Genomic DNA, 21782 nt, shown 5'->3' on the forward strand with positions numbered 1-21782 from the left:
TTACTGTCCCAACTTCAGGCGAGCAGTCTCGCCGCTTGTAAACGGAGCAACATCGACGGCCTGGCCGTTGTAGCTGACCTGCGCGCCACGGGCAAAGCCCAGGCGTACCGCGAACGGCGGCTTGCCGGTCAGCTCGAGGTTGTCGCCCTTGCGCTTGACGCCGCTGAACAGCACCTTGCCATTGCCGTCGTTGACTTGGGTCCAGCAATTGGCGCTGAACTGAATCGAGACACTGGCGCTACCGGCCGGCACTGCGACGGGCGCGGCGGGCACAGTGGCAGCGGGCGCGGCAGCCACGGGCGCGGTGGCAGCCGGCGCTGCCGGAGCAGGCGCAGGCGTTGGCGCAGTGGCTGCGGTGGCCGCTTGGGGCTGCTGAGCGGGGGCTGGTGTTACGGTTGTCGCAGGGGGCTGCGCAGCGCTGGCGGGTGCTTGCTCGGCAGCGGCGGCCGACTGTTCACCTGCGGGCTGCTCCAGCGGCAACGGGGCGCTCTCGGGTTGCTGGCCGGCGCTCACGGCCTGGTCTTCAGGCTCGTCCAGCGGGTGAATCTGCGTGGTGCCGTCGGCGCTCTCGACTTCGACGTGCTCCAGGGCGATCTTGGCCAGGTCCTTGCCACGCAGGCTGCCTTGGTCCTGCCACCACACGAAGCCACCACCGACTACCGCCACCAGCAGCAGCAGGCTGACGCCGCGCAGGATGTTGTGCGACAGGCGTACCGGCTCTTCGATGCGGCCCAGCGAATGCACTTCGCTGCCTTTGGCGTGGGTGCCGGTGTAACGGTCGAAGGCCTCGACCAGCGTGGCTTGGTCCAGGTCCATCAGTTTGGCGTAGGCGCGGATATAGCCACGGGCGAACGTGTGCCCGGGCAACTTGTCGAAGGCGCCGGTTTCAACGTGGTTCAACGAACTGACAGTGAGGTTGAGCTTGCGGGCCACCTCGGCTTGTGACCAGTCCCGCTTCTCACGGGCCTGACGCAAAAGCTCACCGGGGTTCTGGCCAGGCGCTACGGCTACTTCGGGATGCGCGGCGTTCATCGTTGCTCCGACAGGTATTGCTGATATTCCGGCGTACCGGGATAAAGTCGTTGTAATTGCTGGCCCAAATTGGCCAATGTGCCCTGCTCGTCGAACACCCGGGCAAGGCGGCTGCCCAGCAGGAGGCTACGGGCGTCGTGGTCGCTCAACTGGCTGAAACGATCGTAGTAGTCCAGGGACGGCACATAATGCCTGTTTTCGTAGGACAACTCAGCCATTTCCAGCAACGCCTTGGGTTGCCGTGGGTTGAGTTGCAACGCTTTGAGCAGATAGGCGTGCGCCTGGTCTCGACGCTCGAGCTTCAGGGCGGTCAAGCCAAGGTTCTCGTACACGCGTGAGCGCTCAGGATACAGGGTATCGGCACTGGCCAGGCGAAACATCTGCTTGGCCTCGGCAAATCGCCCCTGAGCATAAAGGAAACTGCCGTAGTTGTTGCGAATTCGCGTATCGCCAGGGCGTGCCTGCAGGGCTTTTTGAAAGTGCTGCTCGGCCAGGGCCGGCTCACCTTCAGCCTGAAACACCAGCGCCAGCGCCGCATGCGCGCCGGCATCGCTGGCGTCCAGGGCAAGCGCCTTGCCCAGCGGGGCCTTGGCCTGTTCGGTCAAGCCTTGTTGCAAATAGCCAAGCCCCAACTGCACATACGCCCTGCCCGCCTCTTGCCGCCCTTGGCGGCTGGCCAGCGGGTCACCCGCGCCGCCCGACACGCAGCCGGCCAGCAGCAAAAGCGCAAGGATCGACAGCGCGGCGCGCAGGGTCATGGCGAGTTCTCGGTCAGTGGCGCGCGGCGCTGTCTTGCAGCTCGGCGTCGGCAGAGAGCTGGCGCACGGCGATGTAGCGCTCACTGCGGCGGGTACGGTCGTTGACCTGGCCGACCAGCTGACCACAGGCGGCGTCGATGTCTTCGCCACGGGTGGTACGGGTGGTGACGTTGAAACCACCGTGGTGGAGCAGGTCCTGGAAGCGGCGGATGGCGTTGTTGCTCGGCCGCTCGTAACCGGAATGCGGGAACGGGTTGAACGGGATCAGGTTGATCTTGCAGGGCACGTCGCGCAGCAGCTCGATCATCTGCGCGGCATGTTCAGGCTGGTCGTTGACGTCCTTGAGCAGGGTGTACTCGACCGTCAACACGCGCTTGCCACCCAGGGTGGCCATGTAGCCCATGCACGACTCCAGCAATACCTTCAGCGGGTACTTCTTGTTGATCGGCACCAGCTGGTTACGCAGCTCATCGTTCGGCGCGTGCAGCGACAGGGCCAGCGACACGTCGATGTGCTTGGCCAGTTCGTCAATCATCGGCACCACGCCCGAGGTGGACAAGGTGACGCGACGCTTGGAAATGCCATAGCCCAGATCATCCATCATGATCTTCATGGCGGCGATGACATTGTCGAAGTTCAGCAAAGGCTCGCCCATGCCCATCATGACCACGTTGGTAATCGCGCGGTCGACTTTGGCCGGGACGGTCCCGAAAGATTTGTTGGCAAGCCACACCTGGCCAATCACTTCGGCGGCGGTGAGGTTGCTGTTGAAGCCTTGCTTGCCGGTGGAGCAGAAACTGCAGTCCAGGGCGCAGCCGGCTTGCGACGATACGCACAGCGTGCCGCGGTCGTCGGTAGGAATGTAGACGGTCTCGACGCAGCTGCCAGAGGCAACGCGGATCACCCATTTACGGGTGCCGTCGGCGGAAATGTCTTCACTGACCACTTCCGGTGGGCGAATTTCGGCTACAGCCTCGAGCTTTTCGCGCAAGGCCTTGCCGACGTTCGTCATGGCGGCGAAATCATCGACGCCAAAATGGTGAATCCATTTCATCACCTGGCCGGCACGGAAGCGCTTCTCCCCTATAGAGTCGAAGAATTGTTCCATTTCCGGCTGGGTCAGGCCCAACAGGTTGATTTTGCCAGTAGATGTCGTCATGGATTCACCCTCACCCGTAAGCTTTCGCTTAGCGAGTGGTTACCTCGGTAGCAGCGAAGAAGTAAGCGATTTCGCGAGCAGCAGCAGCTTCGGAGTCCGAACCGTGAACGGCGTTGGCGTCGATCGACTCGGCGAAGTCAGCACGGATGGTGCCGGCAGCAGCTTCTTTAGGGTTGGTAGCGCCCATCAGCTCACGGTTCAGAGCGATGGCGTTTTCGCCTTCCAGAACCTGAACAACAACCGGGCCGGAAGTCATGAAGGCAACCAGGTCGCCGAAGAAGCCGCGCTCGCTGTGCTCAGCGTAGAAGCCTTCGGCTTCGGCTTTGGACAGTTGCTTGATTTTCGAGGCAACGATTTTCAGGCCAGCTTCTTCGAAGCGAGTGGTGATCTTGCCGATGACGTTTTTGGCAACTGCGTCAGGCTTGATGATCGAGAAAGTACGTTGAACAGCCATGGAAAACTCCAGAAATATGAGTGTTGCGAAAAATTAAACCCGCGAATTATACGCGGGTTTCAGGGGATTGCCTAACCTGCAGCGACGCGCTTAGTCGGCTTCATCAATCCAGGCCGCCTGGATGGCCTCGAGCACTTTCTCACCGCCGCGTGACGGATCGTCGCTGAACTCTGGCAATGCCAGCACCCAGCGGTGCAGATCGACGAAATTCACATAACGAGGATCGACGTCCGGCTTGCTTTCTGCAAGCTGGATGGCGATCTCAAGTACATCAACCCATTTCAGACTCATGCAAAAATCCTCAGTGGGGCGCTTCGGCAGCGTGGTTGAGCGAATACTTGGGGATCTCGATGGTCAGGTCCTGGTCGGCGACGACCACCTGGCAGCCGAGGCGCGACTGGGCTTCCAGGCCCCAGGCCTTGTCCAGCATGTCCTCTTCCAGCTCGTCCGCTTCTTCCAGCGAGTCGAAACCTTTGCGAACAATACAGTGACAGGTGGTGCAGGCCTTGACCCCACCGCAAGCGCTTTCCATTTCGATGTGATGCTCGTGGGCCAGCTCCAGGATGTTGGTCCCAGGCTCGACCTCCACGGTCAGCCCTTCCGGGCAAAACTTCTCGTGCGGCAGGAATGTCACCAGCGGCATCGGTTACTCCTCGATCTCATTCAGGTTGCGCCCGGCCAGTGCGGCTTTGACCGTCGAATCAAGGCGACGGGCGGCAAATGCATCGGTCACCTGCGACAGACGCTTGGTCTGTTGCTCGATGGCGGGGCCATCGGTGCCGGTCAGCAAATCACGTAGTTCTTGCATCTGGAATTCGATGGCTTCGCGCTCTTCGCTGCTGAGCAGGCGCTCGCCATCGGCGTCCAGGGCGCCCTGTACCGCTTCGAGCAGGCGCTCACCGTCAACCTGGTGTTCACGCAGCTGACGGGCCTGCTTGTCGCTGCCTGCGTGCTCGAACGAATCTTTGAGCATGCGGGCGATCTCGCCGTCGGTCAGGCCGTAGGACGGCTTGACCTGAATGCTGGCTTCGACGCCCGAGCCCAGTTCGCGAGCAGCGACGCTGAGCAGGCCATCGGCATCGACCTGGAAGGTCACGCGGATTTTCGCCGCACCGGCGACCATGGCCGGGATGCCGCGCAGCTCGAAGCGCGCCAGCGAGCGGCAGTCGCTGATCAGCTCGCGCTCGCCTTGCAGGACGTGAATCATCATGGCCGACTGGCCATCTTTATAGGTGGTGAACTCTTGCGCACGCGCCACCGGAATGGTGGTGTTGCGCGGGATCACCTTCTCCATCAACCCGCCCATGGTCTCAAGGCCCAGGGACAGCGGGATGACGTCGAGCAGCAGCAACTCGCCACCTTCGCGGCGGTTGCCAGCCAGGGTGTCGGCCTGAATGGCAGCACCGATGGCCACCACCTGATCAGGGTCGATCGAGGTCAACGGGGTACGGCCGAACAGTGTGCCAACAGCGTCACGCACACGTGGAACGCGGGTCGAACCACCGACCATGACCACTGCACCCACTTCTTCCAGCTCGACACCGCTGTCGCGCACGGCGCGGCGGCAGGCTTTGAGGCTGCGAGCGATCAGCGGCTCGATCATGGCATCGAAGGCGGCCCGGCTGAGCTCACCCTGCCAGGCACCGTGGCTGACGCTGACCACGTCGGCGTCGGTCAGGGCTTCCTTGGCGGCGCAGGCGGCCTGCAGCAACTGGCGCTGGGTACCCGGGTCGAGGTCGGAAGACAGCCCAGCCTGTTCAATGATCCAACCGGCAATCGCGTGGTCGAAATCATCGCCGCCCAGGGCGGTGTCGCCACCGGTGGCCAGGACCTCGAAGACGCCGGCCGTCAGGCGCAGGATGGAGATATCGAACGTGCCGCCACCCAGGTCATAGATGGCCACCACGCCTTCGGCGTTCTGGTCCAGGCCATAGGCCACGGCCGCTGCGGTCGGCTCGTTGAGCAGGCGCAACACATTGAGGCCAGCCAGGCGCGCGGCATCCTTGGTCGCTTGGCGCTGGGCGTCGTCGAAATAGGCTGGCACGGTGATCACCGCCCCCACCAAGTCGCCACCGAGGGTTTGCTCGGCGCGTTCGCGCAGCACCTTGAGGATGTCGGCCGACACCTCCACCGGGCTTTTCGGCCCTTGGACGGTATCGATGAACGGCATGTGCGACTCACCGCCAATGAAGCGGTACGGCAGCTGCTCGCCCAACTGCTTGACGTCGGCCAGGCCGCGCCCCATCAGGCGCTTTACCGACAGCACGGTGTTCAAAGGGTCGCTGGAAGCGGCATCGCGCGCAGCCTGCCCGACTTCGCTGCGCCCTTCGAGGTAGCGCACCGCAGACGGCAAAATGACATTACCCTGCACATCAGGCAGGGGCTCGCTGCGACCGCTGCGAACGGCAGCGACCAGAGAATTGGTGGTACCCAGGTCGATACCCACCGCCAGGCGGCGCTGGTGCGGCTGAGGGCTTTGACCGGGTTCGGCGATCTGCAGTAGGGCCATGCTTATCTGAATACCTTAGGCGTCATCACGGGCAACGCCGGGTTAATCGTCGAGGCGCTCTTCCAGTTGGCGCACTTCTTGGGCGAGCTTGTCGAGGAACTGCATGCGGCGCATCAGGCGTTCGGCCTTCTCGCGCTCGGCAGGCACATCCCAGCAGGCGGCGAAATCCTCGTTCAGCGTGTCCTGCGCACCCTTGAGGCGCTTCTTGAACACGGCAACACCATCGAGGTCGGCTTCGTCCTGCAGCTCTTCGAGCTCTTCGCGCCACTGCATCTGCTGCAGCAGGAAGTCGGGGTCATGGACCGTGACTTCCTGGGGCACTTCGTGGCCACCGATTGCCAGCAAGTAGCGGGCTCGGCGCGGCGCACTGCGCAGCGTCTGGTAGGCGTCGTTGAGGGCCGCGGACTTCTCCAGGGCTACCCGCTGCTCGCGCTCGGAAGCGTCGGCAAAACGGTCAGGATGGACCTCGCGGGCCAGCTCGCGGTAGCGAGTGGCCAGCTTGTCGAGGTCCAACCGGAAGCACGGCTGGAGATCAAACAGAGCGTAATGACAAGGAGTACCCACAGCCAGCCTCAGACGTTGAAGCTTTCGCCGCAGCCACACTCACCGCGCACGTTGGGGTTGTTGAACTTGAAGCCTTCGTTCAACCCTTCCTTGACGAAGTCGAGCTCGGTGCCATCGAGGTACACCAGGCTTTTCGGGTCGATGATGACCTTCACGCCATGGTTCTCGAATACCTGGTCTTCGCCCGCCACTTCGTCGACGAACTCCAGCACATAGGCCAGGCCCGAGCAGCCGGTGGTGCGTACGGCCAGGCGAATGCCTTCACCCTTGCCGCGCCCTTCCAGGGAACGCCGCACGTGGTTGGCGGCGGCTTCTGTCATGCTGATAGCCATCAGAACTCCTTACCTCGCAACAGGCGACTTAGATCAAGCCTTTCTTCTGCTTGTAATCGCGAACGGCTGCCTTGATGGCATCCTCGGCGAGTACCGAGCAGTGGATCTTGACCGGCGGCAACGCCAGTTCTTCAGCCAGCTGGGTGTTCTTGATGGTTTCGGCTTCGTCCAGGGTCTTACCCTTCATCCACTCGGTGGCGAGGGAGCTGGAAGCGATAGCCGAACCGCAGCCGTAGGTCTTGAACTTGGCGTCTTCGATGACGCCCTGCTCGTTGACCTTGATCTGCAGGCGCATCACGTCACCGCAGGCCGGCGCGCCGACCATGCCGGTACCGACGTCCGGGTCTTCGGCATTCATCTTGCCGACGTTGCGCGGGTTTTCGTAGTGGTCGATGACCTTTTCACTGTATGCCATGGTGCAATTCCTTCCTCATCAGGGAGCCGCTCTTGCCGGCGACTGCTTAGTGGGCGGCCCACTCGATCTTGGAGATGTCAACGCCGTCTTTGTACATGTCCCACAGCGGCGACAGCTCACGCAGTTTGTTAACGGCCTCGCAGACTTTCTGCGCGGCGTAGTCGACTTCTTCTTCGGTGGTGAAGCGGCCGAAGGAGAAGCGGATCGAGCTGTGCGCCAGCTCGTCGTTACGGCCCAGAGCGCGCAGTACATACGACGGCTCGAGCGAAGCGGAGGTACAGGCCGAACCCGACGATACGGCGATGTCTTTCAGGGACATCAGCAGCGACTCGCCTTCGACGTAGTTGAAGCTCAGGTTCAGGTTGTGCGGTACGCGGGCAGTCTGGCTGCCGTTGACGTACAGCTCTTCAAGGTCCGAGACCTGCTTGAAGAAGCGGTCGCTCAGGGCCTTGATGCGAGCGTTCTCGCTGGCCATTTCCTGCTTGGCAATGGCGAAGGCTTCGCCCATGCCGACGATCTGGTGAGTCGGCAAGGTGCCCGAACGCATACCGCGCTCATGGCCACCACCGTGGATGATCGCTTCCAGACGCACACGCGGCTTGCGGCTGACGTACAGCGCGCCGATACCTTTAGGGCCGTAGACCTTGTGCGCCGAGAACGACATCAGGTCGACTTTCAGTTTTTGCAGGTCGATTTCGACCTTGCCGGCCGACTGGGCGGCATCGACGTGGAACAGCACGCCGCGGGCGCGGGTCAGCTCACCAATGGCGGCGATGTCATTGATCGAGCCGACTTCGTTGTTGACGTGCATCAGCGAGACCAGAATGGTGTCGTCGCGCAGCACGGCTTCGACCATGGCCGGGGTGACGATGCCGTCTTCGCCTGGCTCAAGGTAGGTGACTTCGAAACCTTCACGCTCGAGCTGGCGAGCGGTATCCAGGACCGCCTTGTGCTCGATCTTGGAGGTGATGATGTGCTTGCCCTTGGTCTGATAGAAGTGCGCGACACCTTTGAGTGCGAGGTTGTCGGACTCGGTGGCACCGCTGGTCCAGACGATTTCGCGCGGATCGGCGTTGATCAGCTCGGCGACCTGGCGACGACCGTTCTCGACCGCTTCTTCGGCTTTCCAGCCAAATACGTGGGAGCGCGAAGCCGGGTTACCGAAGTTCCCGTCGACCAGCAGGCAGTCAGCCATCTTCTGGGCGACACGGGGATCGACCGGGGTGGTCGCGGAGTAATCGAGGTAGATCGGCAACTTCATGGATATCTCCTATCAGGCGGTGGCGTCGCTCGTCGCTGTCATAACGGTCAGTCGACGGCGGACGTCTCAATCTTGTCCAACTGGGCGGATCGGCCTGCGACACGACGCAGGTCCTGGCGCTGGGCGACTTCCTGCACCTCACGGCGCTTGACGAGGTCGGCCAGGCTGATGCCGCTGAGGAATTCATGGATCTGCTGGCTGAGATCGCACCACAAGTGGTGGGTCAGGCAGGTGTCACCGGCATGGCAATCCCCAAGGCCTTGGCAACGAGTGGCATCGACCGATTCGTTGACCGCGTCGATGACCTGGGCCACCTGGATGGTTTCCATGCCCCGCGACAGCTGATAGCCACCGCCTGGACCGCGCACACTGGATACCAGGCTGCTGCGGCGCAGCTTGGCGAACAGCTGCTCCAGATAAGAGAGGGAAATGCCCTGGCGCTCGGAAATGTCGGCCAAAGACACCGGCCCATGCTGCGCGTGCAACGCCAGGTCAAGCATGGCTGTCACGGCGTATCGGCCTTTGGTAGTCAGTCGCATGGCTATTGGGTACCACGGGAGTTACAGGATGTGAGCGAGTATGCGATTCCCGAGCATTTAAGTCAACTATAAGACCTACTGCTTTAGTCGGGTTTTGCATCGGGAGGCGGCCGCGATTGTAGCAGACGAGGGGCGTGCGTACACGCCCCGTATGTCACTATGATTTCAGCGCGGCGCGATCAATGCGACTGAGTGTCGCGCTGGGCGACCTGGGCAACTTCGGTGAAGTCATCTTCCGGCAGCGCCGGCAACTCCTTGGCGCAGTAGTCGCTACCCATCTTGGTCAGCGCACCGCACATGCCCTCCAGGCGCTCATCGACCGCCTGCAGGTGGTCGAGCATCTGGCCGATGGCACGCGCGACCGGGTCAGGCATGTCGCCACTGACGCCGTAGGCATCGAAGCCGATCTTCTCGGCCATGGCTTTGCGCCGGGCTTCAACTTCGGTCTCTTCGCTCTTGACGATAATACGCCCCGGGATACCGACGGCAGTCGCCCCTGCCGGCACAGCCTTGGTCACCACCGCATTGGAGCCGATCTTGGCCCCGGCGCCGACAGTGAACGGCCCCAGTACCTTGGCCCCCGCCCCTACCACCACGCCGTTTTCCAGGGTTGGGTGGCGCTTGCCTTTGTTCCAGCTGGTGCCGCCCAGGGTGACGCCCTGGTAAAGGGTGACATCGTCGCCAATCTCAGCGGTCTCGCCGATGACAATGCCCATGCCGTGGTCAATGAAGAAGCGGCGGCCGATGGTGGCGCCGGGGTGGATCTCGATCCCGGTCATCCAGCGGCCGAAGTTCGACACCAGCCGGGCCAGCCATTTGAAATCACGTTTCCACAAGGCATTACCCAACCGGTGCAGCCAGATGGCGTGCATGCCCGGGTAGCAGGTCAGTACCTCGAAGGCATTGCGCGCGGCGGGGTCACGGTGGAATACGCTTTGAATATCTTCACGCAGACGTTCGAACATCTGTCAGCCCTTCCTTTTATGCGGTTCGCCCCGAGCCACTTTCTGGGTCTCGGTGAGGATGCCGCGCAAAATGCTCATTTCCGGACGCTCGACCGAGCTTCGCCCATACAACCGGCGCAGGCGCGCCATCAGGTGCTTGGGCTTCTCGGGGTCGAGGAAGCCGATGTCCACCAGGGTCTTTTCCAGGTGGTCATAGAACAGCTCCATTTCGTCCATGGTCGCCAGCTCGCTGGCGTCGACCTTCTCGACTTTGGCCGGTGCATCCTCGGCCGCCAGCCAAGCCATGCGCACCTCATAAGAGAGCACCTGGACAGCGGCGGCCAGATTCAGCGAACTGAAGTCGGGGTTCGAGGGAATGTGCACGTGGAAGTGACATCGCTGCAGTTCTTCGTTGGTCAGGCCGGCGTGTTCACGCCCGAACACCAAGGCGATTTCCTCGCCGCCCAGCGCATGCTCCACGGCCTTGGCCCCGCATTCGCGAGGGCCGATCAGCGGCCAAGGGATACTGCGCTCGCGGGCACTGGTGCCCATGACCAGGTTACAGCCGACCAACGCCTGCTCAAGGCTGTCGACGACCTGGGCATTGCTCAGCACATCGTCGGCACCGGAGGCACGTGCACTGGCTTCGGCCGCAGGGAACTCTTTCGGCTGCACCAGCACCAGGCGCGACAAGCCCATGTTTTTCATGGCACGTGCAGCGCCGCCGATGTTGCCGGGGTGGCTGGTATTGACCAGAACAACACGAATATTTTGCAGCACGGTGTTGTGCTCTCAGAGGCTGATATCAGGGCCTTCGATCTTACAGAACCGACGGACGTAACGCCATGAAAGCAAATGTGACACTTCTGCCGTCAAAGATTTCTGCTAGAATGATCGGCTTTCTTCTTTAACATCTCCAGGTGACCCGCCCATGCAGCCTATGCTGAATATCGCCCTGCGCGCCGCTCGCAGCGCCAGTGAACTGATTTTCCGCTCCATCGAACGCCTGGATAGCATCAAGGTCGATGAGAAAGAGGCCAAGGATTACGTTTCCGAAGTCGATCGCGCCGCCGAGCAGAAAATCGTCGACGCCCTGCGCAAAGCCTACCCGAACCACTCCATCCAGGGTGAAGAGACCGGCATGCACGCGGGCACCGGCGAAGAAGGCAAGGACTACCTGTGGATCATCGATCCGCTGGACGGCACCACCAACTTCCTGCGCGGCATCCCTCACTTCGCCGTCAGCATCGCCTGCAAATACCGTGGTCGCCTCGAGCACGCCGTGGTACTCGACCCGGTTCGCCAGGAAGAATTCACCGCCAGCCGTGGCCGCGGCGCCCAGCTCAATGGCCGTCGCCTGCGCGTCAGCTCGCGCACCAGCCTGGAAGGCGCCCTGCTGGGTACCGGCTTCCCGTTCCGTGACAACCAAATGGCCGACCTGGACAACTACCTGGGCATGTTCCGCGCCCTGACTGGCCAGACCGCCGGCATCCGCCGCGCAGGTTCCGCCAGCCTGGACCTCGCCTACGTCGCCGCCGGCCGCTTCGATGCCTTCTGGGAGTCGGGCCTGGCCGAGTGGGACATGGCTGCAGGCGTACTGCTGATTCAAGAAGCAGGCGGCCTGGTAAGCGACTTCAACGGTGGCCACGACTTCCTCGACAAAGGCCACATCGTCGCCGGTAACATCAAGTGCTTCAAAGCAGTATTGACGGCTATTCAGCCGCACCTGCCAGAGAGCATGAAGCGCTAAGCGCTGGCTGTATTAGAAAAGCACCCCTCGGGGTGCTTTTTTTATGGGCGCTATAAGTGTGCTGTGCATGGCAAGGGACATACAACTTGATGGCAAGTCAGCGTGAATACACCCGGCGTCTATTCAATGGCAGTTGCTATTGATTGCCGCTTCCAAGGCCGCCGTGGTTTTATCATTCAATTCAATGCGCAGTGCCACCGCGCGTTCAACGCCAATTTGCAATGCCGGACCGAAACGACTGATATCCAGGCCCAGGCGAATCAACATCTTCTCCACACCCACCGTGGTCACGGTGACGAACTGTTTCACCTCACAACTGATGGCGTAGTTGACGATGGCGTGAATCGCTTGCGTGGTGCCTTGGGAGAAGCCGAACCGGTTGCCGTCTGGCAGCTCGATGGCGAAGCGGCTCAGCTCCCAGATCGCGTCGGAGCACGGCGCTGGGTGCCCATGCAGCAGCTCTGGGAAGGTGTGCGCCAGCATGTTAGGGCCGGTCGTCGGCAGTATGCGCCAGCAGCCACACACATAACCCGCCTCGTCATCGCGGTTGATGATCATGTAATAGGGGTCGAGCGCATCATACCCGTCGATTTCCATGTCGTTGATCAGTGGGATGTCCCACATCTTTTTAACCTTGAAAATACGCGCCCGAAGTTTGTGCATCGCATTCAGCGCTTGTGGGTCGATGTTAGTGCGGCGATCAATGGAGATAAGCATAGGGGCAAATACCGGCAGGGGTTGGAGTTGCCGCCCACGGTATATTCACGCTGAATAAATAAAATCCTACCTAATTTGGGAGGTGGCCGAAGTTACTCGGGCTTGTTAATTTTTCGGCTTTTGCAGGATGGATTCCGGATGAAGCTACTCAATACCTCCGCCGTACGCGAGGTCGCCCATCAAGCCATCAGCCTGCGCCTGGGCCTCAAGCAGAGCCAGACCGAGTTCTGGTCGCGCTTTGGCATCAGCCAGGCCTGTGCCAGCCGCATCGAATGCACCAGCCAAGTGCCTGCGCCGGTGTACATTCTGCTGCGCCTGTACCTTAGCGGCCGGCTCGAGGAGAGCGACCTGGCCCAACGCCCACAGTGATACTCAGGGCGTGATCGACTTCTGCTGGATGGCCTTGAGCACCGCCATCTGGCGTGAGCTGACCTGGAACTTGCGGCGGATGTTCTTGAAGTGGAAGTCGATGGCCGAGGTCGTGCACGACAAGATCATCGAGATTTCCCAGGTAGTCTTGCCCGCCGCGCTCCACTGCAGCACCTCTTTCTCCCGGGTGGTCAGGTGCACGGGTTCGGAGCATTCAATGCGTGCCCTGAGCATCCCTTCCATCGCGTAATCGCGCAGCAAGGTTGCCATGGGCAAGGACTGGATCATTGCAGCAGTCGCCTGCTCGCCGCTCTCATCCGGCTTGAGGCACAGCATGCCCGCCTCGCCCCGCGGGCCATGCAGGGGCAGCGCCAGCCCTTGCTGCAACCCGTGCGCTGCGGCTTCTTCGAAGAACTCCGACTCTGAGGGCCCCCGATAGTTGTCGCGGTTCCACAGCAGTGGCCGGTTGGCGTTCAGGCAATGCTGAACGACCGGGTCGACTGCCGCGTAAGACTCGGCGTCGTAACGCGTACGCCAGGCATCGGGGTAATCACTGTAGATCAGCACCTGCTGACAAGCGTCCGTGGGGGCAGGTTTGAGGCCGATCAAAAAGTTCGAGTAACCCAGCTTGCGGGTCAGGATTTTCAGGTGAGCCAGCCAGTCCTCAAAGCGCTCCATTTCGCCGAGTTTCAGCAGCTCATCCATTACCAGTAGGGCCATTCCCTTCCTCGTAGGCACCGTTTGACGGTGGTCTCATGGCGAGACGACACGCGAGGGAATATCGACTCCCTCATTCAGGTGGGTCGATAAGATAGTTACGTGGCACTTTGAAATCAACGTGCGAATTGTGCCTGCCGACGAGTTACCCACCCGACGCAGGCGGTCGAAGACAGTAATAAAACTGCCAGGCGCACCACAACCTCCCTGTTCTGGGAGGTACCAGGCGCCGCGCGCAGCCTATTAACTAGCGTGGCACCAGCCTGCATCCGGCAGGCTGCACCGCTTTGCACATGGACGGCAAGGGAAGACACCTGAAGCTGTAGTTCGGCTGCCCCTCAAGGAGACCCCTGCATGTTCCAGCAACAGTTCTTCAGCATGGTTGCACGCCATCGCGACCACCCGGCGATCGTCGACAGCCATGGCAAGACCCGCAGCTACGGCGAACTGCTGCATGATATCGATCAATTGCGCGCCAGGCTGCACGCCGCAGGCCTGCGCGAAGGCGACGTGGTTGCCACCCAACTGGGCAACAGTAGCGGTTATGTAGCACTGTTGTTCGCCATGGCCAGCCTGGGGCTGATTCATTGCCCTGTAAGCGTGGCCAGCAGCATCCACCAGCGCGCCATGCGCCTGGGCCAGGTCGGTGCCGCCCTGCTGGTGACCGAAGCCGGCATCGTGCCGGCGGGCCTGGGCATCCCTGGCTTTACCCTGCACTCGCCGACACCCGTCAACCTCAAGACACCCGCCTGGCGTGACTGCGCCGGCTTGATGCGTATGCAGGAAACATCCGGCAGCACCGGGGCTCCCAAACTTGCACTGTGGCGCCAGGACAGGCTGTACCGGGAAATCATGCACTGGGTCGATAGCGCCGGCCTCGATGCCAGCGCCCGCTACTTGAGCATCCACACCCTCGATGGCGGGCATGCGGTGGACCTGCATGTGTTCCCGGCCTTGCTGACGGGCGCCACGCTGTACCTGGGCGATGCCACCCAGGTCGAGAACACCCTGCAAACCCTGCACGAACAACGCATCAGCGTGATGAGCGCGTTGCCGTCACAGTACCTGGCGCTGGCCCAGGCCGCGCAAAGCCGCGGCATTCGCCTGCCAGCACTGAGCAAACCGTTCTGTGGTGGGGCCTACCTGGATGACCATGTGGTGCTGGAGTGCGAACGCCACTTAGGTGTGCACCTGAAGCGGATCTATGGTTCGACGGAATTTGGCATGGTCCTGGCCAACTTCGCGCCTGGGTTGCAAGTGGGTTGCGGCATGCGCCCGGTGGGTGATGTCGAGGTCACATTGAAAGCGTTGGACCCTGCGCAACCGGAGGTCGGCGAAATCATCGCGCGCTCCGCACACCGCGGCTCGGGGTACTTCCCACCTCCCCCCATTCCCTGCGAGGACCAAGCCTACGCCACCGGCGATATCGCCCGGCGCCTGGCCGACGGCAGCCTGATGCCCATGGGGCGTGCGACCGATGCCCTGCTGACGAAACAAGGCACCCAGTTCGCACCGGCCCTCGAAGCGCAGATTGCACAGGCCATGAAATTCGAACGGGTGGTGATACTGGTCGACGAGCACGATCGTCGACGCGCCCAGGTGGTGGTGCAAGCCAACATCGCTGACGCCCAGGAGCGGTTGAATGAGCTGAGCGGGGGGCTGGACCGACTGGGGATCAATGCCAACGTCACAGTACTCGAGCGAATACCCTTGACCCCCACCGGCAAGCCGGACCGCGTCAGGCTTCGCAAGCTGCTAGCGGCTCACCCAGTGATATAGCTGCGCCAACTGTAGGAGCAGCCTTGTGCTGCGAAGAGGCCGGTGAAAACACAGTAGATCTAGGGTGTTTTCACCGGCCTCTTCGCAGCACAAGGCTGCTCCTACAAGGGATTTCAGATACAACGGATTTCAGCAGATGGCGATCACTGCCCGGCCTGATTCTCGCTGAGGATCAGCTTGCCATTCTTGTCCACGGGAATGGTCGAGCCAGGCTCGTGGTCCATCTTCACCTGCCCCACCTGATCACCAATGGTGTACTTCACGTTATACCCAACGACCTTGTCGCTGATGTCGTGGACTGTGTTGCAGCGGGTTTGCGTCGTGGTGTAGGTATCACGCTCTTGCATGCCTTCCTGCACCTTGTTACCGGCATAACCACCACCGACCGCACCGGCCACGGTGGCGATCTTCTTGCCGGTACCGCCGCCGATCTGGTTACCCAGCAGGCCGCCGGCCAGCGCACCCACCACCGTACCTGCGATCTGGTGCTGGTCCTTGACCGGCGCCTGACGCGTCACTGTGACGTCCTTGCAGACTTCACGCGGCGTCTTCACTTGCTGCTTGATTGGCTGCACGTCGGTGACCTGGGCGTACTCAGGCCCTTTGTTCACCAAGCTGTAGGTCGCCACAGCACCTCCGGCAGTTACACCGACAGCACCCAGCACCGCACCCACCAGCATTGATTTATTCACGTGAACCTCCTGATCATACCCGCGGGACTTGGCCCGCCTTCTCCCTGCCTTGGAGCAAAAAAAAAGGCGCGAGTTCAATACTCGCGCCTCTTGATTCGCCAAACGGCGTAGGAAAAGCCCTTACGGACGCTCGTCCACACCCTCAGCCTTGGCTGGCGGAATCAGGTCTTCGCTGTTCAGGTTCAGCCAGATCAGTACCACGTTGGCGATGTAGATCGACGAGTAGGTACCGGCCATGACGCCGATGAACAGTGCCAGCGAGAAGCCGAACAGGTTGTCACCACCGAAGAACAGCAGCGCAGCGATGGCCAGCAAGGTCGACACCGAGGTGGCGATGGTACGCAGCAGGGTCTGGGTGGTCGAGACGTTGATGTTCTCGATCAGCGACGCCTTGCGCATCACGCGGAAGTTCTCACGCACCCGGTCGAATACGACGATGGTGTCGTTGAGCGAGTAACCGATGATCGCCAGCACCGCCGCCAATACCGTCAGGTCGAAGGTGATCTGGAAGAACGACAGAATACCCAGCGTCACCACCACGTCGTGGATCAGCGAGATGATCGCGCCCACGGCGAACTTCCACTGGAAGCGGAAGGCCAGGTAGATAAGGATGCCGCCCAGGGCCAGGAGCATGCCCATGCCACCCTGGTCACGCAGCTCTTCACCCACCTGCGGGCCAACGAACTCGACGCGCTTGAGCGTAGCCGGGTTGTCGCCGCCGGCCTTCTGCAGCGCCTCGGCAACCTTGCTGCCCAGCTGCGGGTCATCGCCCGGCATACGCACCAGCAGGTCGGTGGTAGCGCCGAAGCTCTGCACCACAGCCTCGTGGAAACCGGACTCGACCAGCTCGGCACGTACCGCCTTGAGGTCGGCCGGGCGCTCGTAGGTCAGCTCGATCAGCGTACCGCCGGTGAAGTCCAAGCCGAAGTTCAGGCCCTTCTGCCACCAGCTGAACAACGCCAGGACGGTGAGGAGCACAGTGATGGCGAACGCGACATTGCGCACGCCCATGAAGTTGATGGTTTTCATCGCAGCTCCCTCAAACCCACAGCTTCTTGATGTCACGCCCGCCACAGGTCAGGTTGACCATAGCGCGGGTCACCATGACGGCGGTGAACATCGAGGTGAAAATCCCGAGGGACATGGTGACCGCAAAGCCCTTGACCGGGCCGGTACCCATGGCGAACAGGATGCCGCCGACCAGCAGGCTGGTCAGGTTGGCGTCGATGATCGCGGTATAGGCGCGGTTGAAACCTTCGTGAATGGCGCGCTGCACCGACATGCCGGCTTTGAGCTCCTCACGGATACGCGAGAAGATCAGCACGTTGGCGTCTACCGCCATACCCATGGTCAACACGATACCGGCAATACCCGGCAGGGTCAGGGTTGCACCCAGCAGCGACATCAGCGCCAGCAGCAGCACCATGTTGCCCGCCAGGGCGACCGTGGCGATCACGCCGAAGCCGCGGTAGATGGCGATGATGAACAGCGAGACGAACAGCATGCCCCACAACGACGCATCGATACCCTTGGTGATGTTGTCCGCACCCAGGCTTGGGCCAATGGTACGTTCTTCAGCGAAGTACATCGGCGCGGCCAGACCACCGGCACGCAGCAGCAGCGCCAGCTCGGACGATTCGCCCTGGCCGTTGAGGCCGGTGATACGGAACTGGCTGCCCAGTGGCGACTGGATGGTCGCCAGGCTGATGATCTTTTTCTCTTCCTGGAAGCTCTGTACCGGCACTTCCTTCTCGACGCCGTCGACCGTCTGCTTGACGTAGCGAGTGACGGGCTTCTGCTCGATGAAGATCACCGCCATGCTGCGGCCGACGTTGCTGCGCGTGGCGCGGCTCATCAGCTCGCCGCCGTGGCCATCCAGGCGGATGTTCACTTGCGGGCGGCCATGCTCGTCGAAGCTGGCCTGGGCGTCGGTGACCTGGTCACCGGTGATGATCAGGCCACGCTCGACCGGGGCGGAACGGCCGCCCTCACGGAACTCGAAGACCTCGGTGGTCGCCTTGGACGCACCCGGCTCGGCACCGAAGCGGAACTCCAGGTTGGCCGTCTTGCCGAGGATACGCTTGGCTTCGGCAGTGTCCTGCACGCCTGGCAGCTCGACCACGATACGGTTGGCGCCTTGGCGCTGAACCAGCGGCTCGGCCACGCCCAGCTCGTTGACACGGTTGCGGACGGTGGTCAGGTTCTGCTTGATCGAGTATTCGCGGATCTCGGCGACTTTCGCCTGAGTCAGCGCCAGACGCAGCACAGCGAGGTCATTACGCTCGGTGGCGGTCAGGTCGAAATCACTGAAATTCTTGCGGATCAGGGCACGTGCCTGCTCGCGGGTTGCATCGTCAGAGAAGCCCAGCATGATGCCGCCATCCTGCTGAGGCAGGCTGCGGTAGCGGATGCGCTCTTTGCGCAGGAGGGTTTTGACCTCGCCTTCATAGACCTTCATGCGGGCGCTCATGGCCTTGTCCATGTCCACTTCCAACAGGAAGTGCACACCACCGGACAGGTCCAGGCCCAGTTTCATCGGGCTTGCACCCAGGTTGCGCAGCCATTGCGGAGTGGTCTGTGCCAGGTTCAGGGCCACGACGTAATCATCGCCCAGTGCCTTGCGCACTACATCCTTGGCTGGAAGCTGGTCTTCCTGGTTGGTCAGGCGAATCAGCGCACTGCCCTTCTCACCCAGGCTGCCGCCCTTGACGGTAATACCGGCATCGGTCAGCGCCTTGGTGACGCGATCGAGGTCGGCCTGGCTTACCTGCAGCGCCGAACTGGCACCACTGACTTGCACCGCCGGGTCATCCGGGTAGAGGTTGGGAGCGGAATAAATAAAACCGATCGCCAGTACCAGCAAGATCAGTGCGTATTTCCACAGAGGGTATTTGTTCAGCATCACGCCGCCCGTTCAAGACGCGGGGCGCGTTGCGCGCCCCGACTGGAAAAATAAAACCGGTAACTCAGATAGCCTTGAGCGTACCTTTTGGCAGGGTCGCGGCGATGGCGCCCTTCTGGAACTTCAGCTCGACGGTGTCGGACACTTCCAGCACCACGAAGTCATCGGTAACTTTGACGATTTTGCCGGCGATGCCGCCGTTGGTGACAACTTCGTCACCTTTCTGCAAGTTGCCCAGCAGGTTCTTCTGCTCTTTGGCGCGCTTGGCCTGTGGACGCCAGATCATCAGGTAGAAGATGACCAGGAAGCCGACCAGGAAGATCCATTCAAAACCGGTACCGGCTGGGCCGGCGGCTGGTGCAGCTGCGTCCGCGTAAGCGGCGGGAATCAGAAAGCTCATGAGGCACTCCATTACTGAGTTTTAATATTTTAGTGCTGACAGTCAGCCCAAAGGCGGCACAGGCAGCCCGCGTTTGGCGTAGAAGGCGTCGACAAAGGCGGCCAATTTACCCTGTTGAATAGCCTCGCGTAAACCGGCCATCAAGCGCTGGTAATGGCGCAAGTTGTGGATGGTATTCAGCATGCTGCTCAACATTTCGCCGCATTTGTCCAAGTGGTGGAGATACGCGCGGGAGAAGTTGATGCAGGTGTAGCAATCACAGGTCGGATCCAGCGGCGATTCATCGTGGCGATGGAACGCGTTGCGGATCTTGATCACCCCTGTATCGACGAACAGATGGCCGTTGCGCGCGTTACGCGTCGGCATCACGCAGTCGAACATGTCGACGCCGCGGCGCACACCCTCAACGAGATCTTCCGGTTTGCCTACCCCCATAAGGTAACGAGGTTTGTCAGCGGGCATCTGATCTGGCAGGTAATCCAGCACCTTGATCATTTCGTGCTTGGGCTCACCCACCGACAGGCCGCCGATGGCCAGGCCGTCGAAACCGATGTTTTCCAGGCCTTCCAGCGAGCGCATGCGCAGGTCCTGGTACATGCCGCCCTGGACGATGCCGAACAGCGCCGCGGTGTTGTCGGCGTGGGCGTTTTTCGAACGTTGGGCCCAACGCAGCGACAGCTCCATGGAGGTGCGCGCCACATCGTGCTCGGCCGGGTATGGCGTGCACTCGTCGAAGATCATCACCACGTCCGAGCCCAGGTCACGCTGAACCTGCATGGACTCTTCAGGGCCCATGAACACCTTGGAGCCATCGACAGGCGAGGCGAAGGTCACGCCTTCCTCTTTGATCTTGCGCATCGCGCCCAGGCTGAATACCTGGAAGCCACCGGAGTCAGTGAGGATCGGGCCTTTCCATTGCATGAAGTCGTGCAGGCCGTTGTGCTTCTTGATCACCTCGGTACCCGGGCGCAGCCACAGGTGGAAGGTGTTGCCAAGGATCATCTCGGCGCCGATGGCCTCGATGTCGCGCGGCAGCATGCCTTTGACCGTGCCATAGGTGCCGACCGGCATGAACGCCGGGGTTTCCACGGTGCCACGGGGGAAGGTGATGCGACCACGACGGGCCTTGCCGTCGGTGGCCAGCAGTTCGAAGGACATTCGACAGGTGCGACTCATGCTTGATCCTCGGGCCCGCGTGGCGCCGGATTGCGGGTGATGAACATGGCATCACCGTAACTGAAGAAGCGGTACCCTTCTTGAACCGCCGCCGCATAGGCAGCCATGGTTTCGGGGTAGCCGGCGAAGGCCGAGACCAGCATCAGCAGCGTGGACTCCGGCAGGTGGAAATTGGTGACCAGGGCGTCGACCACATGGAACGGGCGGCCTGGGTAGATGAAAATATCGGTATCGCCGCTGAAGGCCTTGAGCACGCCATCGCGCGCAGCGCTTTCCAGCGAGCGCACGCTGGTGGTGCCCACGGCAACCACGCGCCCGCCACGGGCACGGCAGGCTTGGACAGCATCCACCACATCCTGGCTCACTTCGAGCCACTCTTTATGCATGTGGTGGTCTTCGATCTTGTCAACCCGCACCGGCTGGAAGGTGCCCGCGCCGACGTGCAGGGTCACGAAGGCCCGCTCCACGCCCTTGGCGGCGATCTTTTCCAGCAGCGCTTCGTCGAAGTGCAGGCCGGCCGTGGGTGCGGCTACAGCACCGGCACGCTCGGCGTAGACGGTCTGGTAACGCTCACGGTCGGCGCCTTCGTCGGGGCGGTCGATGTAGGGTGGCAGCGGCATGTGCCCGACGCGTTCAAGCAGTGGCAGCACCTCTTCGGTGAAGCGCAGCTCGAATAGCGTGTCGTGGCGCGCGGCCATTTCGGCCTCGCCACCGCCATCGATGAGAATCTGCGCACCGACCTTGGGTGCCTTGCTGGAGCGTACGTGCGCCAGCACCCGATGGCTGTCGAGCACACGTTCGACCAGCACTTCCAGCTTGCCGCCGGAGGCTTTCTGCCCGAACAACCGCGCCGGGATCACCCGGGTGTTGTTGAACACCATCAGGTCGCCGGGGCGCAGATAGTCGAGCAGGTCGGTGAATTGCTGATGTACCAAGGCGCCGCTCGGCCCATCGAGGACCAGCAGACGGCTGCCATGGCGCTCGGCCAAAGGGTGGCGGGCGATCAGGGAATCGGGGAGTTCGAAGGAAAAATCGGCGACGCGCATGATGATGTTCGGTTCGGCAGGGCCGGGAAGTTTAGCCCAATGTGTGAAAATTGACCATGAAACCCGATTGACCGACCAGAAGCACCTCTCTATACTGCGCGCCACTGCCCTGATGGCGGAATTGGTAGACGCGGCGGATTCAAAATCCGTTTTCGAAAGGAGTGGGAGTTCGAGTCTCCCTCGGGGCACCAAAATCCGGAAAAAACCGACCTTATGGTCGGTTTTTTTTCGCCTGGATTTTGGCTGGCAGCGCGGTATTTGATTTTG

General features: G+C 61.6%; 25 protein-coding genes and 1 tRNA gene. 4 read left to right on the top strand and 22 right to left on the bottom strand.

Going from position 1 to position 21782, the window contains the following annotated elements; translation table 11 throughout:
• The 14 genes from AB7M33_RS04435 to trmJ form a co-directional block, all read right to left on the bottom strand.
• Entirely contained in the window at positions 1-1032 is a 1032-nt protein-coding gene (locus AB7M33_RS04435; RefSeq protein WP_412764118.1) for a RodZ domain-containing protein, read from the bottom strand.
• Positions 1029-1790 (bottom strand): type IV pilus biogenesis/stability protein PilW, encoded by a 762-nt coding sequence (pilW, locus tag AB7M33_RS04440; protein ID WP_186675549.1) that lies wholly within the window; start codon positions 1788-1790, stop codon positions 1029-1031. The genes AB7M33_RS04435 and pilW overlap by 4 nt, the downstream gene beginning before the upstream one ends.
• Before the next feature lie 13 nt (positions 1791-1803).
• A complete protein-coding gene (gene rlmN, locus AB7M33_RS04445) occupies positions 1804-2949 on the bottom strand; it encodes a 23S rRNA (adenine(2503)-C(2))-methyltransferase RlmN (RefSeq protein WP_027595547.1) in 1146 nt (381 codons plus the stop codon).
• Positions 2950-2977: 28 nt separating this feature from the next.
• Positions 2978-3403, bottom strand: coding sequence for a nucleoside-diphosphate kinase (gene ndk, locus AB7M33_RS04450; RefSeq protein ID WP_012316140.1), 426 nt, complete (start codon positions 3401-3403; stop codon positions 2978-2980).
• Positions 3404-3493: 90 nt separating this feature from the next.
• The gene (iscX, locus tag AB7M33_RS04455) at positions 3494-3694 is read right to left on the bottom strand and encodes a Fe-S cluster assembly protein IscX (protein ID WP_024762959.1); all 201 of its coding nucleotides are present in this window, start codon (positions 3692-3694) and stop codon (positions 3494-3496) included.
• 10 nt (positions 3695-3704) lie between these two features.
• Positions 3705-4046, bottom strand: coding sequence for an ISC system 2Fe-2S type ferredoxin (gene fdx / locus AB7M33_RS04460; protein ID WP_027595546.1), 342 nt, complete (start codon positions 4044-4046; stop codon positions 3705-3707).
• Positions 4047-4049: 3 nt separating this feature from the next.
• Positions 4050-5912, bottom strand: a complete 1863-nt coding sequence (gene hscA, locus AB7M33_RS04465) for a Fe-S protein assembly chaperone HscA (protein ID WP_186675547.1) — start codon at positions 5910-5912, stop codon at positions 4050-4052.
• 42 nt (positions 5913-5954) lie between these two features.
• On the bottom strand, positions 5955-6476 hold the full coding sequence (hscB, locus tag AB7M33_RS04470) for a co-chaperone HscB (RefSeq protein ID WP_027595544.1): 522 nt from the start codon (positions 6474-6476) through the stop codon (positions 5955-5957).
• An 8-nt stretch (positions 6477-6484) separates the two neighbouring features.
• Positions 6485-6808: an iron-sulfur cluster assembly protein IscA gene (gene iscA / locus AB7M33_RS04475; RefSeq protein ID WP_027595543.1), complete on the bottom strand. Its 324-nt coding sequence runs from the start codon at positions 6806-6808 to the stop codon at positions 6485-6487.
• A 28-nt stretch (positions 6809-6836) separates the two neighbouring features.
• Positions 6837-7223: a Fe-S cluster assembly scaffold IscU gene (iscU, locus tag AB7M33_RS04480; RefSeq protein WP_003248539.1), complete on the bottom strand. Its 387-nt coding sequence runs from the start codon at positions 7221-7223 to the stop codon at positions 6837-6839.
• A 46-nt stretch (positions 7224-7269) separates the two neighbouring features.
• On the bottom strand, positions 7270-8484 hold the full coding sequence (locus AB7M33_RS04485) for an IscS subfamily cysteine desulfurase (RefSeq protein ID WP_027595542.1): 1215 nt from the start codon (positions 8482-8484) through the stop codon (positions 7270-7272).
• Positions 8485-8531: 47 nt separating this feature from the next.
• On the bottom strand, positions 8532-9023 hold the full coding sequence (gene iscR / locus AB7M33_RS04490) for a Fe-S cluster assembly transcriptional regulator IscR (RefSeq protein WP_027595541.1): 492 nt from the start codon (positions 9021-9023) through the stop codon (positions 8532-8534).
• Positions 9024-9202: 179 nt separating this feature from the next.
• Positions 9203-9988 (bottom strand): serine O-acetyltransferase, encoded by a 786-nt coding sequence (gene cysE / locus AB7M33_RS04495; RefSeq protein ID WP_027595540.1) that lies wholly within the window; start codon positions 9986-9988, stop codon positions 9203-9205.
• A gap of 3 nt (positions 9989-9991) precedes the next feature.
• Entirely contained in the window at positions 9992-10747 is a 756-nt protein-coding gene (gene trmJ, locus AB7M33_RS04500) for a tRNA (cytosine(32)/uridine(32)-2'-O)-methyltransferase TrmJ (RefSeq protein WP_027595539.1), read from the bottom strand.
• A gap of 151 nt (positions 10748-10898) precedes the next feature.
• Between trmJ and suhB the strand changes: the two genes are divergently transcribed.
• Positions 10899-11717: a type III secretion system regulator SuhB gene (gene suhB / locus AB7M33_RS04505; RefSeq protein ID WP_027595538.1), complete on the top strand. Its 819-nt coding sequence runs from the start codon at positions 10899-10901 to the stop codon at positions 11715-11717.
• A gap of 123 nt (positions 11718-11840) precedes the next feature.
• On the opposite strand, the gene AB7M33_RS04510 is transcribed toward suhB, so the two are convergent.
• Entirely contained in the window at positions 11841-12434 is a 594-nt protein-coding gene (locus AB7M33_RS04510) for an acyl-homoserine-lactone synthase (protein ID WP_099428370.1), read from the bottom strand.
• Positions 12435-12572: 138 nt separating this feature from the next.
• Between AB7M33_RS04510 and AB7M33_RS04515 the strand changes: the two genes are divergently transcribed.
• Positions 12573-12803, top strand: coding sequence for a hypothetical protein (locus AB7M33_RS04515; RefSeq protein WP_027595536.1), 231 nt, complete (start codon positions 12573-12575; stop codon positions 12801-12803).
• Between the two features lie 3 nt (positions 12804-12806).
• On the opposite strand, the gene AB7M33_RS04520 is transcribed toward AB7M33_RS04515, so the two are convergent.
• Entirely contained in the window at positions 12807-13523 is a 717-nt protein-coding gene (locus AB7M33_RS04520) for a LuxR family transcriptional regulator (protein WP_265969318.1), read from the bottom strand.
• Positions 13524-13874: 351 nt separating this feature from the next.
• Here AB7M33_RS04520 and AB7M33_RS04525 point away from each other — a divergent pair, with 351 nt between their 5' ends.
• Entirely contained in the window at positions 13875-15299 is a 1425-nt protein-coding gene (locus AB7M33_RS04525) for a class I adenylate-forming enzyme family protein (protein ID WP_454242496.1), read from the top strand.
• Positions 15300-15442: 143 nt separating this feature from the next.
• Here the strand turns inward: AB7M33_RS04525 and AB7M33_RS04530 are convergent, their stop codons facing one another.
• The 6 genes from AB7M33_RS04530 to queA form a co-directional block, all read right to left on the bottom strand.
• Positions 15443-15991: a glycine zipper 2TM domain-containing protein gene (locus AB7M33_RS04530; RefSeq protein WP_027595533.1), complete on the bottom strand. Its 549-nt coding sequence runs from the start codon at positions 15989-15991 to the stop codon at positions 15443-15445.
• Between the two features lie 120 nt (positions 15992-16111).
• A complete protein-coding gene (secF, locus tag AB7M33_RS04535; RefSeq protein WP_027595532.1) occupies positions 16112-17020 on the bottom strand; it encodes a protein translocase subunit SecF in 909 nt (302 codons plus the stop codon).
• Positions 17021-17030: 10 nt separating this feature from the next.
• The gene (gene secD, locus AB7M33_RS04540; protein ID WP_027595531.1) at positions 17031-18893 is read right to left on the bottom strand and encodes a protein translocase subunit SecD; all 1863 of its coding nucleotides are present in this window, start codon (positions 18891-18893) and stop codon (positions 17031-17033) included.
• Positions 18894-18957: 64 nt separating this feature from the next.
• Positions 18958-19293, bottom strand: coding sequence for a preprotein translocase subunit YajC (gene yajC / locus AB7M33_RS04545; RefSeq protein WP_027595530.1), 336 nt, complete (start codon positions 19291-19293; stop codon positions 18958-18960).
• A 42-nt stretch (positions 19294-19335) separates the two neighbouring features.
• On the bottom strand, positions 19336-20451 hold the full coding sequence (tgt, locus tag AB7M33_RS04550) for a tRNA guanosine(34) transglycosylase Tgt (protein ID WP_454244198.1): 1116 nt from the start codon (positions 20449-20451) through the stop codon (positions 19336-19338).
• 14 nt (positions 20452-20465) lie between these two features.
• On the bottom strand, positions 20466-21515 hold the full coding sequence (gene queA / locus AB7M33_RS04555; protein ID WP_085272637.1) for a tRNA preQ1(34) S-adenosylmethionine ribosyltransferase-isomerase QueA: 1050 nt from the start codon (positions 21513-21515) through the stop codon (positions 20466-20468).
• A gap of 106 nt (positions 21516-21621) precedes the next feature.
• Here queA and AB7M33_RS04560 point away from each other — a divergent pair.
• Positions 21622-21706 (top strand) — tRNA-Leu (locus AB7M33_RS04560).
• Positions 21707-21782 lie beyond the last annotated feature (76 nt).

It is taken from the genome of Pseudomonas sp. Y3 TE3536 (assembly GCF_053629175.1).

Coding starts and splice junctions, on each gene's coding strand:
- AB7M33_RS04435 (WP_412764118.1), bottom strand. CDS start 1,032: ATGAACGCCGCGCATCCCGAAGTAGCCGTAGCGCCTGGCCAGAACCCC.
- pilW (WP_186675549.1), bottom strand. CDS start 1,790: ATGACCCTGCGCGCCGCGCTGTCGATCCTTGCGCTTTTGCTGCTGGCC.
- rlmN (WP_027595547.1), bottom strand. CDS start 2,949: ATGACGACATCTACTGGCAAAATCAACCTGTTGGGCCTGACCCAGCCG.
- ndk (WP_012316140.1), bottom strand. CDS start 3,403: ATGGCTGTTCAACGTACTTTCTCGATCATCAAGCCTGACGCAGTTGCC.
- iscX (WP_024762959.1), bottom strand. CDS start 3,694: ATGAGTCTGAAATGGGTTGATGTACTTGAGATCGCCATCCAGCTTGCA.
- fdx (WP_027595546.1), bottom strand. CDS start 4,046: ATGCCGCTGGTGACATTCCTGCCGCACGAGAAGTTTTGCCCGGAAGGG.
- hscA (WP_186675547.1), bottom strand. CDS start 5,912: ATGGCCCTACTGCAGATCGCCGAACCCGGTCAAAGCCCTCAGCCGCAC.
- iscA (WP_027595543.1), bottom strand. CDS start 6,808: ATGGCTATCAGCATGACAGAAGCCGCCGCCAACCACGTGCGGCGTTCC.
- iscU (WP_003248539.1), bottom strand. CDS start 7,223: ATGGCATACAGTGAAAAGGTCATCGACCACTACGAAAACCCGCGCAAC.
- AB7M33_RS04485 (WP_027595542.1), bottom strand. CDS start 8,484: ATGAAGTTGCCGATCTACCTCGATTACTCCGCGACCACCCCGGTCGAT.
- iscR (WP_027595541.1), bottom strand. CDS start 9,023: ATGCGACTGACTACCAAAGGCCGATACGCCGTGACAGCCATGCTTGAC.
- cysE (WP_027595540.1), bottom strand. CDS start 9,988: ATGTTCGAACGTCTGCGTGAAGATATTCAAAGCGTATTCCACCGTGAC.
- suhB (WP_027595538.1), top strand. CDS start 10,899: ATGCAGCCTATGCTGAATATCGCCCTGCGCGCCGCTCGCAGCGCCAGT.
- AB7M33_RS04510 (WP_099428370.1), bottom strand. CDS start 12,434: ATGCTTATCTCCATTGATCGCCGCACTAACATCGACCCACAAGCGCTG.
- AB7M33_RS04515 (WP_027595536.1), top strand. CDS start 12,573: ATGAAGCTACTCAATACCTCCGCCGTACGCGAGGTCGCCCATCAAGCC.
- AB7M33_RS04520 (WP_265969318.1), bottom strand. CDS start 13,523: ATGGCCCTACTGGTAATGGATGAGCTGCTGAAACTCGGCGAAATGGAG.
- AB7M33_RS04525 (WP_454242496.1), top strand. CDS start 13,875: ATGTTCCAGCAACAGTTCTTCAGCATGGTTGCACGCCATCGCGACCAC.
- secF (WP_027595532.1), bottom strand. CDS start 17,020: ATGAAAACCATCAACTTCATGGGCGTGCGCAATGTCGCGTTCGCCATC.
- secD (WP_027595531.1), bottom strand. CDS start 18,893: ATGCTGAACAAATACCCTCTGTGGAAATACGCACTGATCTTGCTGGTA.
- yajC (WP_027595530.1), bottom strand. CDS start 19,293: ATGAGCTTTCTGATTCCCGCCGCTTACGCGGACGCAGCTGCACCAGCC.
- tgt (WP_454244198.1), bottom strand. CDS start 20,451: ATGTCCTTCGAACTGCTGGCCACCGACGGCAAGGCCCGTCGTGGTCGC.
- queA (WP_085272637.1), bottom strand. CDS start 21,515: ATGCGCGTCGCCGATTTTTCCTTCGAACTCCCCGATTCCCTGATCGCC.